Raw genomic sequence first — 12,931 nt, 5'->3', positions numbered from 1 at the left:
CAGATCTAAATTCGTCGATAGACCGGGCATGAAGGGCGCGCTCGGGCGCGGCGCATTCGGCCGGTGGGAGAGGAAAGCGGATGGATCAGACTACCACCGGCGCGCAGGGTCGGGAATGGTTTTCCCATGGCTATTCACAGATCCATCCACAGGCCGGGCACGGCCGTGCTCCGTTCCCGTCGTCACAGGGAGTTGACCGCGGCGTAAGCGGTCCTATAGAATTTCCGGTTCTTTCCGCCCCATTCAGATCAGAGCGCCCCGATGGCCACCAAGCGCACCTTCCAGCCCAGCAACCTCAAGCGCAAGCGCGACCACGGCTTCCGTGCCCGTATGGCCACCGCCGACGGCCGCAAGATCCTGGCCCGCCGCCGCGCCAAGGGCCGCAAGCGCCTGAGCGCTTGATTGCTTCGCCGCCCCAGGCGGCGCCTGCAATCCGGACCGTGAATCATCCCGACCCGCGTAGGCGATTTCCTCGCTCTGCGCGGGTTCGCACGTCTGCGGAATACCGCGTCGTGTTCGATGCCGCGCGCCGCTGTTCCGAGCCGCTGATGAGCCTGCACTGGCGCAGTGCGCCGCATCCGGCGCGGCTGGGCCTGGCGGTGTCGCGCAAGGTCGACAAGCGTGCGGTCGTGCGCAATCGCATCAAGCGCGTGCTGCGCGAGGCCACGCGGCAGCTGTTGCCGTGGCTGGCGCCCGGCGACTACGTGGTGGTGGCGCGCAGCGCGGCCGCCCAGGCCAGCGGCGATCAACTGCGCCAGGCCTATGTGCGCCTGCTGCGTCGCGCCGGCGCATTGCCGGCCCAGGCCGCGGACGGCACAATGCCGCCGCCTCTTCTTCCTTCTTCCCCCACCTCCACGTCAGAACCCGCTTCTGGCTGAGCCGAGCTTGCCTGTCCGATGAACCAGACCCGCCTTTTCCTGATTTTCGCCTGGCTGATGGTCGCGGCCCTGTTGTGGATGGAGTGGAACAAGGAACACGCGCCGGACGCCACTGCGGCGACGGTTGCGGCGGCGACCACGGTGCCGCCGGCGCAGGACGCCGATGCCGGCGCCACGCATGCGCCGGCGATCCCGCAGGCCACGGTGCCGGGCACCACGCCGGCCGCCAGCAGCACGTCCGAGACCGCCGCGGCCAGCGCCGCACCGCGGGTCACCGTCACCACCGACGTGCTGCGCCTGACCCTGGACGGCCGCAGCGTGTTCGACGCCGACCTGCTGCTGTTCCCGCAGACCAAGCAGCAGGGCAGCCCCCCGGTGCAGCTGCTGACCGAGGACGCGGCGCATCCGTACACCGCCACCAGCGGCTGGGTCGGCGAGCACAACTCGCCGTCGCCGGGCCCGGCTGGCTTCCGCCCCGAACACCCGGGCCAGGAGTACGTGCTGGCCAAGGGCCAGGACAGCCTGCAGGTGCCGTTCGTGTGGAACGGCCCGGACGGCGTGACCATTCGCCGCGTCTACACCCTGCAGCGCGGCCATTACGCCGTGCAGGTGCACGACGAGGTCATCAACCACGGCAGCAAGCCGTGGCAGGGCTATGTGTTCCGCAAGCTGAGCCGGGTGCCGACCATCGTCAGCCGCGGCATGACCAACCCGGATTCCTTCAGCTTCAATGGCGCCACCTGGTTCAGCCCGGCTGATGGCTACCAGCGTCGTGCGTTCAAGGACTATCTGGACGACGGCCCGCTGAACCAGACGGTCAAGGGGGGCTGGATCGCGCTGTTGCAGCACCACTTCTTCACCAGCTGGATTCCGCAGGACGACCAGGATTCCCTGTTCGTGCTGTCCAACGACGGCCCGCGGCATGTGGTCGAAGCGCGCGGCCCCGGTTTCACCGTGGCGCCGGGCGCAAGCGCCAGCACCGAAGCGCGGCTGTGGGTGGGGCCGAAGCTGGTCAGCCAGATCGCCAAGGAGAACGTGCGCGGCCTCGACCGCGTGGTCGACTACAGCCGTTTCTCCGTGATGGCGCTGCTCGGCCAGGGCCTGTTCTGGATCCTCAGCCACCTGCACAGCCTGCTCGGCAACTGGGGCTGGTCGATCGTCGGCCTGGTGGTGCTGCTGAAACTGGTGCTGTATCCGCTGTCGGCCGCGCAGTACAAGAGCGCGGCCAAGATGCGCAAGTTCCAGCCACGCATCCAGCAGCTCAAGGAGCGCTACGGCGACGACAAGCAGAAGTTCCAGACGGCGATGATGGAGCTGTACAAGAAGGAGAAGATCAACCCGATGGGCGGCTGCCTGCCGGTGCTGATCCAGATGCCGATCTTCTTCGCGCTGTACTGGGTGCTGGTGGAGTCGGTGGAACTGCGCCAGGCGCCGTGGTTCGCCTGGATCCAGGACCTGACCGCGCGCGATCCGTACTTCATCCTGCCGGTGATCAACGTGGCGGTGATGTGGTTTACGCAGAAGCTGACCCCGGCCCCGGGCATGGATCCGGTGCAGGCCAAGATGATGCAGTTCATGCCGCTGGTGTTCGGCGTGATGATGGCCTTCGTGCCGTCGGGTCTGGTGTTGTACTGGGTCACCAACGGTTCGCTGGGCCTGCTGCAGCAGTGGTGGATGCTCAAGCGCCATGGCGAGGCGGCCACCGCTGGCGGCGGCGGCAGCGGCAAGCCGCCGGCCAAGGCCAAGAAGTAAACCCGACAACGCCCGCCCTCCGGCGGGCGTTGCGCATGCGGCCGGGGAAGGCGCCGGCGTCTGCGTTCTCCCCGTAGCGCCTTGCTCGCGAGTCCGTGGTCATGCGCAAGCGCCGTCGTCCGTTGTCGTCGTCCGTTGTCGTGATCGGGCTGCTCGCCTTGGCCCTGGCCGCGTGCCAGCGCACGCCTGCCGACAGCGCGGCCACGCCGTCCAAGCCCGCGACATCGGCGCCGGCGATCGCCATTCCAGGCTCCCCCGCATTGCAGGCCCAGGCGACGCTGCTGCTGCAGGGCCTGCAGGCGCAGCTGGCGGCGCAGCGCAAGATCATCGTGTTGCTGGCCGACGAGGCCAAGCAATCGCCGGCCGACCGGCAGACCTCCAGCAGCGTCGGCCAGCAACTGTTCCACGAGGGCCTGGAGCGCCGCGAGGCATTGGCCAAGCAGTTCGATGCGCTGCTGGCGCTGCCGGACGCGCAACGCTTCGCCGCGGTCGGCAGCCTGCTCGACTATGTCGAATCGGCGCCGGACCTGTACGACGCCGACCGCCTGGCGTTCCGCGAGATTCTCGCCGACTGGCAGCTGCGCATCGGCAAGGATTCCTCGCTGCCGGCGATCAAGCTGCACCAGCGCATCGGCGAGGATCTGGAAGCGCTGGACGAGATCGAACGCACCTACAACCGCGAGATCACCGCGATCTTCAGCCGCTTCGACCGTACCCGCGCGATCGTGCAGAAGCGCGAGAAGTGGGAGGACTACGTCGCCCACCTGGGCACGCTGTACACGCGCGAGGCGATCCTGCGCGACTACGGCGTGATCACGCCGTACCCGATGTCGATGAAGGACAGCGACCGCGAGGTGTTCGGCCGCGACCTGCCGCCGAAGACCGTGGTGCTGAGTTTCGACGACGGCCCGCATCGCGAATACACCGACGAGATCGTCGCCATCCTCAAGCGCTACGACGTGCCGGCGACGTTCTTCGAAGTCGGCCGCAACCTGGGCAAGCTGGAGCCGGATGGCAAGGTCGATCTGTCGCCGCTGGCCAGCGTCAGTCGCAGCCTGATGGAGCAGGGCTACACCGTCGGCAACCACAGCCTGACCCATGCGCAACTGTCCAAGGAAACCGGCGCCGCACTGCGCAGCCAGATCCTGGACACCGACCGCATGCTGCGCGCGGTCGACGCCAAGCGTGCGCCGCTGTTCCGCTTTCCCTACGGCGCGCGCAACGCCGAGGGCATGCAGATCCTCGGCGAGGCCGGGCTGAAGTCGGTGATGTGGAACGTGGATTCGCTGGACTGGGCCGACCCGGTGCCGGAGTCGATCGTGCAGCGCGTGCTCGAGCAGGTCGGCCGCGAGCAACGCGGCATCCTGCTGTTCCACGACATCCACGAACGCACGGTCAAGGCGTTGCCGCAGATCCTGGACCGGCTCAGCGCCGACGGTTACCAGTTCGCCGCCTGGAACGGGCGCGACTTCAGCGTGGCGCGCGCCGCCAGCAACGCCGCCGCGCCGGCGGTGACCAGCGGCTACGACAAATCGTGGGCCATCGTCATCGGCATCGACGACTACGCGCACTGGCCCAAGCTGCAGTACGCGGCCAACGATGCGCAGGCGATCGCGCAGACGCTGACCGGCAGCTTCGGCTTCCCGTCGTCGCAGGTGATCGTACTGAAGAACCAGGAAGCCACCCGTAACAACATCCTCGCCGCCTTCCACGATCGGCTTGCACACGGCGGGGTCGGCAAGAACGACCGCGTGTTCGTGTTCTTCGCCGGCCACGGCGCGACCCGCAAGCTGGCTTCCGGTCGCGACCTGGGCTACATCATCCCGGCCGACTCGGACCCGGCGCAGTTCGCCACCGACGCGATCCCGATGACCGAGATCCAGGACATTGCCGAAAGCCTGGAAGCCAAGCATGTGCTGTTCGTGATGGACGCGTGCTACAGCGGCCTGGGCCTGACCCGCGGCGGCGGCACCAGCGCCTACCTGCGCGAGAACGCGCGGCGCATCGCCCGGCAGATGCTCACCGCCGGCGGCGCCGACCAGCAGGTCGCCGACAGCGGCCCCAACGGCCATTCGGTGTTCACCTGGGTGCTGCTGCAGGCGCTGTCGGGCAAGGCCGACCTCAACGGCGACGGGCTGATCACCGGCACCGAACTGGCCGCCTACGTGGCGCCGGCGGTGTCGAGCATCTCGCAGCAGACGCCGGCCTTCGGCAGCCTGCCTGGTTCGCAGGGCGGCGAGTTCGTGCTGCAGGTGCCGGAGGGCGAGGAATTCCTCACCGCCAGCACCCAGCAACTGTCCTCGGCGGCGATCGCAATGAACGACCGCGTCGATGCGGCCGCGCCAGCGTCGACCGCGACGCCGAACGCGGGCGCCAGCAGCGCCGACGCGCCGGCCGCTCCGGCCAAGCCGGCGGTGGTGGTCAAGGATCTGCAGGGCGGCGAGCGGCCGCTGGCGGTGCCGGCCGCGGCCGGTCCGGTGTCCGACCGGCAGCGTGCGCAGCGCGCCAACGACCGCGGCCTGCAGTTGTACAAGGAGAAGCGCTACGACGAGGCCGAGGCGCAGTTCACCGAGGCGCTGAAGCTGCGCCCGGACTTTGCGCTGGCGGCCAACAACCTGGGCTTCATCTACTATCGCCAGGGCAAGTACGCGCAGGCCGTGCGCTGGCTGGAGAACACGCTGAAGATCGATCCCTCGCGTGCGGTGGCCTACGTCAACCTGGGCGACGCCTACCGCCAGCTCGGCGATGCCGCCAAGGCCAAGCGCGCCTTCCAGACCTACCTGGAGCTGCAACCCAACGGGGCGTCGGCCGCCTACGTGCGCGGCCAGTTGCAGACGCTGTAGTCCACCGCATCACCGACCTGCTGCCTTCGCCATGCCGTCTTCCGCCCCCGACACCATCGCTGCCATCGCTACCGCCCCGGGCGCCGGTGGTGTCGGCGTGGTGCGCGTGTCGGGTCCGGCGGCGGCCGCCATCGCCGATGGACTGGGCTTGCGTGCACTAGTGCCGCGCAGCGCCCGCTACGCGCGTTTTCGCGACGCGCATGGCGAGATCGTGGACGACGGCATCGCGCTGTGGTTTCCGGCACCGCGCAGCTTCACCGGCGAGGACGTGCTGGAACTGCAGGCGCACGGCAGCCCGGTGCTGCTGCGGCACCTGGTGGCACGCTGCTGCGAACTCGGCGCGCGTCCGGCGCGTCCGGGCGAATTCAGCGAGCGCGCCTTCCTCAACCGCAAGCTCGACCTGGCCCAGGCCGAAGCGATCGCCGACCTGATCGCCGCTGGCGACCTGCGTGCGGCACGCGCGGCACGGCGCTCGCTGGACGGCGTGTTCTCGCGGCGCGTCGACGACCTGGCCGAACAGCTGATCCGCCTGCGCATCCACGTCGAAGCGGCGATCGATTTCGCCGACGAGGCATTGGATACACTGGGCGGCGAGCAGGTTCGCGCAGGCCTGGCGCATGCGCGCACCGACCTGGCGCAGCTGCGTGCCGACGCCGAACGCGGCCGGCGCCTGCGCGATGGCCTGCACGCGGTGCTGGTCGGCCCGCCGAACGCCGGCAAGAGTTCGCTGCTCAACGCGCTTGCCGGCAGCGACCGCGCCATCGTCACCGACATCGCCGGCACCACCCGCGACACCTTGCACGAGACCGTGCGCCTGGACGGCGTGGAACTGACCCTGGTCGATACCGCCGGTCTGCGCGAGGGCGGCGATGCGATCGAACGTGAGGGCATGCGCCGCGCGCGCCAGGAACTGCAGCGCGCCGACCTGGCGCTGATCGTGCTGGACGCGCGCGACGCCGAGGCCGGCCGGGCGGCGATCGCCGACGCCATCGCCGACGTGCCGCAGCGCCTGTGGATCCACAACAAGAGCGACCTGCTCGCTGCCGTGCCCGCGGCCAGTGCAGAACGCGTCTACGTTTCTGCGGCTACCGGCAGCGGGCTGGAGCAGTTGCACGCGCAGCTGCGCGCGATCGCCGGCACCGCGGCCGGCGAGGGCAGCGACGGCGAGTTCTCCGCGCGCGCCCGCCACGTCGACGCGCTGCAGCGTGCCGCCACCCATGCCGACGCGGCCGCCGCCGAACTGCAGCACGAACGTCTGGAACTGGCCGCCGAGGAACTGCGCCTGGCCCATGCCGCGCTCGGCGAGATCGTCGGCACGCTCAGCGCCGACGATCTGCTCGGGCGGATCTTCTCCAGCTTCTGCATCGGCAAATAGCGCGTCGCGCCGCCGAACGCGCTTACGGCTTCAGCGCGGCCAGTTGCGCGCGGTTGTCCTGCAGCCACTGTTCGAACGGCAGCGGTGCCTGCCCGGTCAGCGCCTGGTAGTCGCCGGTGACGGTGGCGACGCGGCCGGCGGCGGTGTTGGTGTCGAACGAGGCGTAGACGCGCGCGACCGGCTCGGGCAGGCCGGCACCGACCATGCCCTGTACCAGGCCTTCGACCGGCACCGGCACCACCTGGATCTGCACGTCCAGGACCTGGGCGACCAGTGCGGCGATCTCGGCGGTGGTATAGGCGCGGGCGCCGCTGAGGGTGAGCGTGCGCTTGCCGTCGCCGCTGGCCAGGGCGACCGCGGCGGCGCGGGCCAGGTCGTCGCGGGCGATATGGGCGATGCCGCCATCGCCGGCCGCGCTGTACCAGTGGCCCGAGGCCAGCACCGACGGCAGGCTCATGAACAGGTTCTCGAAGTACCAGTGGTTGCGCAGCACAGTCCAGGCGGGCAGGGCGCTGGCGGCCAGGGCGTCCTCGGTACCGCCGTGGTCGGTGGCCAGCAACAGCGGCGAGTCGTGCGGTTCCGGGCAGGAGGTGTAGACCAAGTGGCCGACGCCGGCGCGCTCGGCGGCGGCGATCGCGGCCTGGTGCTGCTGCAGGCGGTGGCCGGGGCGGTCCAGCGCGTCGGTGCTGATCAGCAGCACACGAGCGGCGCCGTGGAACGCCGCGTCGAGCGAAGCGGCGTCGTCGAAATCGCCGTGGCGCACGTCCACGCCGCGTGCAGCCCAGGCCGCCAGGCGCTCGGGTTGGCGGGTCATCGCCACCACGCGAGATGGCGCGATCTGCAGGGTGTCGAGCAGGTGCGCGAGCACGCGCTGGCCGAAGTGGCCGCCGGCGCCGGTGACGAGCAGGGAATCGGAAGATGCGGACATGACAGGTCTCCTGAGGAAGGGCGGCGTCGCAGGACGCCATGGTCTGGAAAAGGAACCTGGTCTATCCTAGAGACCTTGGCCGACCTGTAAAGACGGCACTTTTTCCGCCCCTGCTTACCTCGAGGTAACCGCTATGGACATCGTCGTACCGCCGGCCGCCACCTGCGACCCGCTGATGAGCCAGCAACTGCAGGACTACCAGCGCGCCGGCATGGCCATCGACCAGTGCCCGGTGCGCGACGTCCTGGCGCAGATCGGCGACAAGTGGAGCACCTTGTTCGTGATGCTGCTTGCCGAGCGCCCGCACCGCTTCGGCGAACTGCGCCGCGCGGTGCCGGACATCTCCCAGCGCATGCTGACCCAGACGCTGCGCGATCTGCAGCGCGAAGGCCTGGTCGCACGCGAGGTGCTGCCGACCGTGCCGCCGGGCGTGGAGTACCGGCTCACCCCGCTGGGGCAATCGCTGAGCGTGGTGCTGGCGCCGCTGGTGCGCTGGGCCGCCGATCACCACGCGCAGATCCGTGGCGCGCGCGCCGCGTTCGAGGCCGATGCGCCGGCGCGGGCGGCCGGCGCCGCGTACGGTTGACGCGTCCCGTAGGAGCGGCTTCAGCCGCGACAGGCTTTACCGAGAACGTCCGGTCGCGGCTGAAGCCGCTTGTGTCAAAAGAGGGTCTATCGTTGCAGGTGAGAGCGGAGTGCGGCAGGCCGTGTAGCCCGCAGTGCCAGCAAGCACGAGTAGGAGTCAGCGCCGCCGCACTCCGTGTCTCCTGCCTCACAAGCCCGAACAGTTGCTCGAGTCGCGAGCTCGAACTCCACAAGCATGGGCATCGGCAGGAGTGCTCTCACCCCTGAGTCTACTGCGGAGAACGTCTATGCGTCGCTTTGTCGGGATCGATGTTGCCAAGGCCGAACTGGTCATTCATGTCTTGCCGGACGAGCAGACCTGGACCCAACCCAATACGCCACAGGGGCAGCGTGCGCTGGCCCAACGCCTGGCCGAGCTGGGCTGCGAGCGGATCGTGCTGGAAGCCAGTGGCGGCTACGAACATGCCGTGCTGCAGGTGCTCCGAGAGGCGGACCTGCCGGCAGTGCGGATGGCCGCCGATCGTCCGCGCAAGCTAGCACAGGCCTTGGGCCTGCATGCCAAGACCGATGCCCTGGACGCGCGCCTGCTGGCCATCGCCGCCCAGCACATCCCGACCATGCCCACGCCCGTGGTACCTGAGCACCAGCAGTCTCTTCGCGAACTGCTGGACCTGCGTGCCACCCTGGTGAGCCAGCGTGATACCCATCGGCGGCGCCTGGAGCACATCACCAGCGCCAAGGTGCAACACCGTTGCCGAGAGGTGATCGCCCTGCTGAACCAGCAGATCCAGACGTTGACGCAGGAGATCGAGCAGCAGGGCAAGACCTGCTCGAGCCTCCCCCCGGTGCCTGGGCTCGGCACGATCCTGCGCGCGGTTCTGGCCGCGCGGTTGCCAGAGCTGGGTACGCTGCCGCCACGCAAGCTCGCTGCCCTGGTCGGGCTGGCCCCGTTCAATCACGACAGCGGCTGCTGGAAAGGCCAACGCCGCATCAAAGGCGGACGTGCCGACGTGCGGCGCGTGCTGTACATGGCCACCTGGGCCAGCATCCGCGCCAAATCCCCCTTGGCCAACACTTACGCGCGCCTGCGCGCAGGCGGCAAACCGGCCAAGGTCGCCATCGTCGCCTGCATGCACAAGTTCCTGCGCTGGCTCAATGCCATCGCGCGCGATCAGGCCCCGTACGCTCCTCCTGCCATCGCGGCTGCATGACAGTTGACTCCTACGGACATTCCCGCATCACCTGCGACATCTCGCAACCCCGCAAACCCGACGGCCCCCGAACGCCCGAACTCGGCAAGCGCGGATCAACCGTCCGCAACGACCCGCGCGCTGTAGCGGTCGCCGTCGCGCTGCACCCGCACCGGTCCACCGAACACCGCCGACAGCGGCGCATCGGCCAGCAGTTCCTCGCGCGTGCCGTCGGCGTACACCTGGCCCTCGCGCAGCAGGATCACCCGCGCGATCTCCGGCACGATTTCCTCGATGTGGTGGGTGACCAGCACCAGGGTGATGCCTTGGCGGGCGAGGTCGCGCATCGTCGCCAGCAGGTGCTCGCGTGCGACCAGGTCCAGGCCGGTGCTCGGTTCGTCGAGCAGCAAGGCCTGTGGACGATTGACCAGGGCGCGCGCGATCAGCACGCGTCGGGTCTCGCCGGCCGACAGTTCGGCATAGGGGCGCCGCAACAGCGGCAGCGCGTGCGCCGCCTGCAGCGCCTCGCGCGCGCGGTCGCGCATGGCGTCGCTCACCTCGCGGTGCGGCGGCACCACATAGCTGGCGAAGAACCCGGACAGCACCGCGCTCTCCACGTCCAGCCCGGGCATATCGGCGAGATTGACGCTGAGATCGCCGGTGACGATGCCCAACTGGCTGCGCAGCCGGTCCACCTGCCAGCGGCTCTGGCCGAGCACCCGCACCGCCGGTTCCTCGCCGGCGCGCGCCAGCGGATACAGCTCGCGGGTGATGAGCTTGATGAACGAGGATTTGCCGCAGCCGTTCGGGCCGAGGATGGCGGTGTGCTGGCCGAGTGCGATGCGCAGGCTCAGCGCGTGCAGCACGCGGACCTGCCCGCGGACGACGCTGGCGCGGTCGAGTTCGATCAACGGCGGTGCCGCTGGCACAGGGGTTGCTTGAGAAGAAACGACTGACATGGAACCGACACCGTTCTGTGATCGAAGGCGCTTGGCGGCTGAATACCATACGCGAGCGCCGGGTGAAGTTTGCGCCCGCAACCCCCATCATGTCGTCATCCCCTCACGCCGTCTTACGCTCTGGAGCTTCTGGCAATGTTCGACGCGATCCTCGACTTCCTCGGCAACGGCCTGCTCGGCGTCGGCTGGTGGGGCATGCTGGCCGTGCTGCTGTTGTTCACCCAGCTCACCATCTTCGCGGTGACGTTGTACCTGCACCGCAGCCAGGCGCACCGCGGTGTGGATTTCCATCCGCTGCTGTCGCACTTCTTCCGCTTCTGGACCTGGTTCACCACCTCGATGATCACCAAGGAGTGGGTGGCGATCCATCGCAAGCACCACGCCAAGGTGGAGACGGAGGAAGACCCGCACAGCCCGCAGACCAAGGGCATCGCCCGCGTGTTCTGGCGCGGCGTGGAGCTGTACCGCGAAGCGCGCACCCAGCGCGGCGACATCGAGCAGTACGGCAAGGGCGCGCCGGACGACTGGATCGAGCGGCACCTGTACACCCCGTACGCAAACCTGGGGCCGGTGGCGCTGTTCGCGGTCAACTTCGCACTGTTCGGTCTGCCCGGCATCGCACTGTGGGCGCTGCAGATGGCATGGATCCCGTTCTGGGCCGCCGGCGTGATCAACGGCCTGGGTCACTGGTGGGGCTACCGCAACTTCGAATCGGCCGACACCTCGACCAATCTGACGCCGTGGGCGCTGTGGATCGGCGGCGAAGAGCTGCACAACAACCACCATGCCTTCCCGAGCTCGGCGCGCTTCTCCATGCGCCGCTGGGAGCTGGACATCGGCTGGATCGCGATCCGCGCGCTGGCCGCCCTGCGTCTGGCCAAGATCCTGCGCGTGGCGCCGACCCTGGACGTGCGCCCGAACATCGCCGTGCCCGACGCCGACACCCTGCGCGCGCTGCTGTCGCATCGCTTCCAGGCGATGACCGATTACCAGCGCAACGTGTTCGCGCCGGCGTTGAAGGAAGAAGCCGCGCAGGCTGGCGCCAAGCTGCGCAAGCTGCTGCCGCGGCGCCTGCGCAAGGGCCTGGTCGACGACGGCCGCTGGCTCAAGCCCGACGCGCGCGAACAGCTGCAGCGTTGGGTGGCGCAGCGCCCGCGCATGCGCACGCTGGTCGAGCATCGCGCGCGCCTGGCGGCCTTGCTGGAAGCGCGCACCCACGACGCCAGCGAACGCCTCAAGCACCTGCAGGCCTGGTGCCACGACGCCGAAGCCAGCGGCATCGCCGCGCTGCAGGCCTACGCCGCACGACTGAAGGGCTACGCCCTGGCATGAGCCGCGGCGGACTGCGCACCCGATCGCACGAACGCCGCCTCGCGCGGCGTTCGTCGTTGATGGCCGTGTCGACGCTGGGCGTCGCCTGCGTCGTGATCGCGGCCGGCATCGTCGATGCGCAGGCGCAGTCGATCAACAGCACCGCCAGCTACCTGCAGCGCATGGACCGCGACGGCGACGGCCGCGTCAGCCTGGACGAATACCTGGCCTGGATGAGCTACGCCTTCGACGCGCGCGATCTCGACCACGACGGCGTGCTCAGCCCCGCCGAACTGCCCGGCGGCCGCGGCCCGCCGATCACCCGTGCACAACATCTCGCCACCCTGACTGCCCGCTTCCGCAAGCAGGACACCAACGGCGACGGCTACCTCAGCGCGCGGGAGTTGGCGGCGCCGCCGCAGTGAGCGAGGATCCGATGGACAGCTGCGAACCTTTGGCTCTACAGCTGGGGTTTATAAAAAAACTAGAGTGCGGCGTGTTGATGCTCTGGCGCGTGGGGAATAGCGCAACTACAGTAAAACGAAACCGACGACAGCCCTATTTCCCCAGGCTCGCCTCGCCGAGGGGACATGCAATCCGGTGCAGCCTTTATGGCTACAGTGATTGGCTCAACGCACCCGCGGTACTAGGCCAAGTTCTCCTACGAGATTCCGTTTGCAGAGTGCTTCGCTCGATCAGATAGCAGCGATTTGGGCCAACGCTTTCCTGTTCGCGACCATGCCACATAAGTTACTACGATCTCCAACAGCTGCCACCACCAATATGCGCCGCCCGTATGTGCATTCATCACAGACACGACGAAATGCACCGCAATTAGCGCCGGCAGGCAAAGGAAGACAGCAACGAAAAACTGTGACCACGTACTTGCTTTGTAGAGTGAAAACGCCAGATATACGCAGAGCGTTATTCCAGGGAAGAAGATTAAATATCTGACATAGTCTCCCGCCGAATAGCCATTAAGTAAGTGCTTATTAGCAAAAAGGGTGTTCAATGCAATAAGAGAAAATGCCAAAAAAGATAAAAGCGCTAACGCCCACTTGAAAATTTTCATCCCTGCCGTCTACCGTTGCAATCGCTTTGGCAAATCGT

At 68.3% G+C, this 12,931-nt stretch carries 12 protein-coding genes; 9 read left to right on the top strand and 3 right to left on the bottom strand.

All coding sequences use genetic code 11. The features are described from left to right. Nucleotides 1-261 precede the first annotated feature (261 nt). The 5 genes from rpmH to mnmE all read left to right on the top strand — a co-directional run bounded on the left by rpmH (nucleotide 262) and on the right by mnmE (nucleotide 6,848). Nucleotides 262-402 (top strand): 50S ribosomal protein L34, encoded by a 141-nt coding sequence (rpmH, locus tag AC1PLR_RS21040; protein WP_003469983.1) that lies wholly within the window; start codon nucleotides 262-264, stop codon nucleotides 400-402. 38 nt (nucleotides 403-440) lie between these two features. Continuing rightward, nucleotides 441-878 carry a ribonuclease P protein component gene (rnpA, locus tag AC1PLR_RS21035; RefSeq protein WP_481102233.1) on the top strand — a complete coding sequence of 146 codons (438 nt, stop codon included), beginning with the start codon at nucleotides 441-443 and terminating at the stop codon, nucleotides 876-878. 18 nt (nucleotides 879-896) lie between these two features. Next, entirely contained in the window at nucleotides 897-2,630 is a 1,734-nt protein-coding gene (gene yidC, locus AC1PLR_RS21030; protein WP_481102232.1) for a membrane protein insertase YidC, read from the top strand. 101 nt (nucleotides 2,631-2,731) lie between these two features. Beyond that, a complete protein-coding gene (locus AC1PLR_RS21025; RefSeq protein WP_481102231.1) occupies nucleotides 2,732-5,473 on the top strand; it encodes a polysaccharide deacetylase family protein in 2,742 nt (913 codons plus the stop codon). A gap of 31 nt (nucleotides 5,474-5,504) precedes the next feature. Beyond that, nucleotides 5,505-6,848, top strand: a complete 1,344-nt coding sequence (gene mnmE, locus AC1PLR_RS21020; protein WP_481102230.1) for a tRNA uridine-5-carboxymethylaminomethyl(34) synthesis GTPase MnmE — start codon at nucleotides 5,505-5,507, stop codon at nucleotides 6,846-6,848. 22 nt (nucleotides 6,849-6,870) lie between these two features. On the opposite strand, the gene AC1PLR_RS21015 is transcribed toward mnmE, so the two are convergent. Next, nucleotides 6,871-7,776, bottom strand: coding sequence for an NAD(P)H-binding protein (locus AC1PLR_RS21015; RefSeq protein WP_481102229.1), 906 nt, complete (start codon nucleotides 7,774-7,776; stop codon nucleotides 6,871-6,873). A gap of 133 nt (nucleotides 7,777-7,909) precedes the next feature. On the opposite strand from AC1PLR_RS21015, the gene AC1PLR_RS21010 reads away from it, so the two are divergent. Together AC1PLR_RS21010 and AC1PLR_RS21005 are read left to right on the top strand one after the other, a co-directional pair. Beyond that, entirely contained in the window at nucleotides 7,910-8,362 is a 453-nt protein-coding gene (locus AC1PLR_RS21010; RefSeq protein ID WP_481102228.1) for a winged helix-turn-helix transcriptional regulator, read from the top strand. 286 nt (nucleotides 8,363-8,648) lie between these two features. Further along, nucleotides 8,649-9,572, top strand: coding sequence for an IS110 family transposase (locus tag AC1PLR_RS21005; RefSeq protein ID WP_481102227.1), 924 nt, complete (start codon nucleotides 8,649-8,651; stop codon nucleotides 9,570-9,572). A gap of 95 nt (nucleotides 9,573-9,667) precedes the next feature. Here AC1PLR_RS21005 and AC1PLR_RS21000 read toward each other — a convergent pair whose 3' ends face one another. Next, entirely contained in the window at nucleotides 9,668-10,510 is an 843-nt protein-coding gene (locus AC1PLR_RS21000; protein ID WP_481102226.1) for an ABC transporter ATP-binding protein, read from the bottom strand. Nucleotides 10,511-10,645: 135 nt separating this feature from the next. Here AC1PLR_RS21000 and AC1PLR_RS20995 point away from each other — a divergent pair, with 135 nt between their 5' ends. Further along, complete coding sequence (locus tag AC1PLR_RS20995; RefSeq protein ID WP_481102225.1) at nucleotides 10,646-11,842, top strand: DesA family fatty acid desaturase; 1,197 nt, start codon at nucleotides 10,646-10,648, stop codon at nucleotides 11,840-11,842. Nucleotides 11,843-11,901: 59 nt separating this feature from the next. Further along, nucleotides 11,902-12,246 carry an EF-hand domain-containing protein gene (locus tag AC1PLR_RS20990; RefSeq protein ID WP_481102224.1) on the top strand — a complete coding sequence of 115 codons (345 nt, stop codon included), beginning with the start codon at nucleotides 11,902-11,904 and terminating at the stop codon, nucleotides 12,244-12,246. Nucleotides 12,247-12,482: 236 nt separating this feature from the next. On the opposite strand, the gene AC1PLR_RS20985 is transcribed toward AC1PLR_RS20990, so the two are convergent. Further along, entirely contained in the window at nucleotides 12,483-12,893 is a 411-nt protein-coding gene (locus AC1PLR_RS20985; RefSeq protein ID WP_481102223.1) for a hypothetical protein, read from the bottom strand. Nucleotides 12,894-12,931 lie beyond the last annotated feature (38 nt).

It is taken from the genome of Xanthomonas sp. NCPPB 3570, assembly GCF_056725115.1.
Note: the sequence above shows the minus strand (reverse complement) of the source record. Positions and strands in the feature narration are given on the sequence as shown.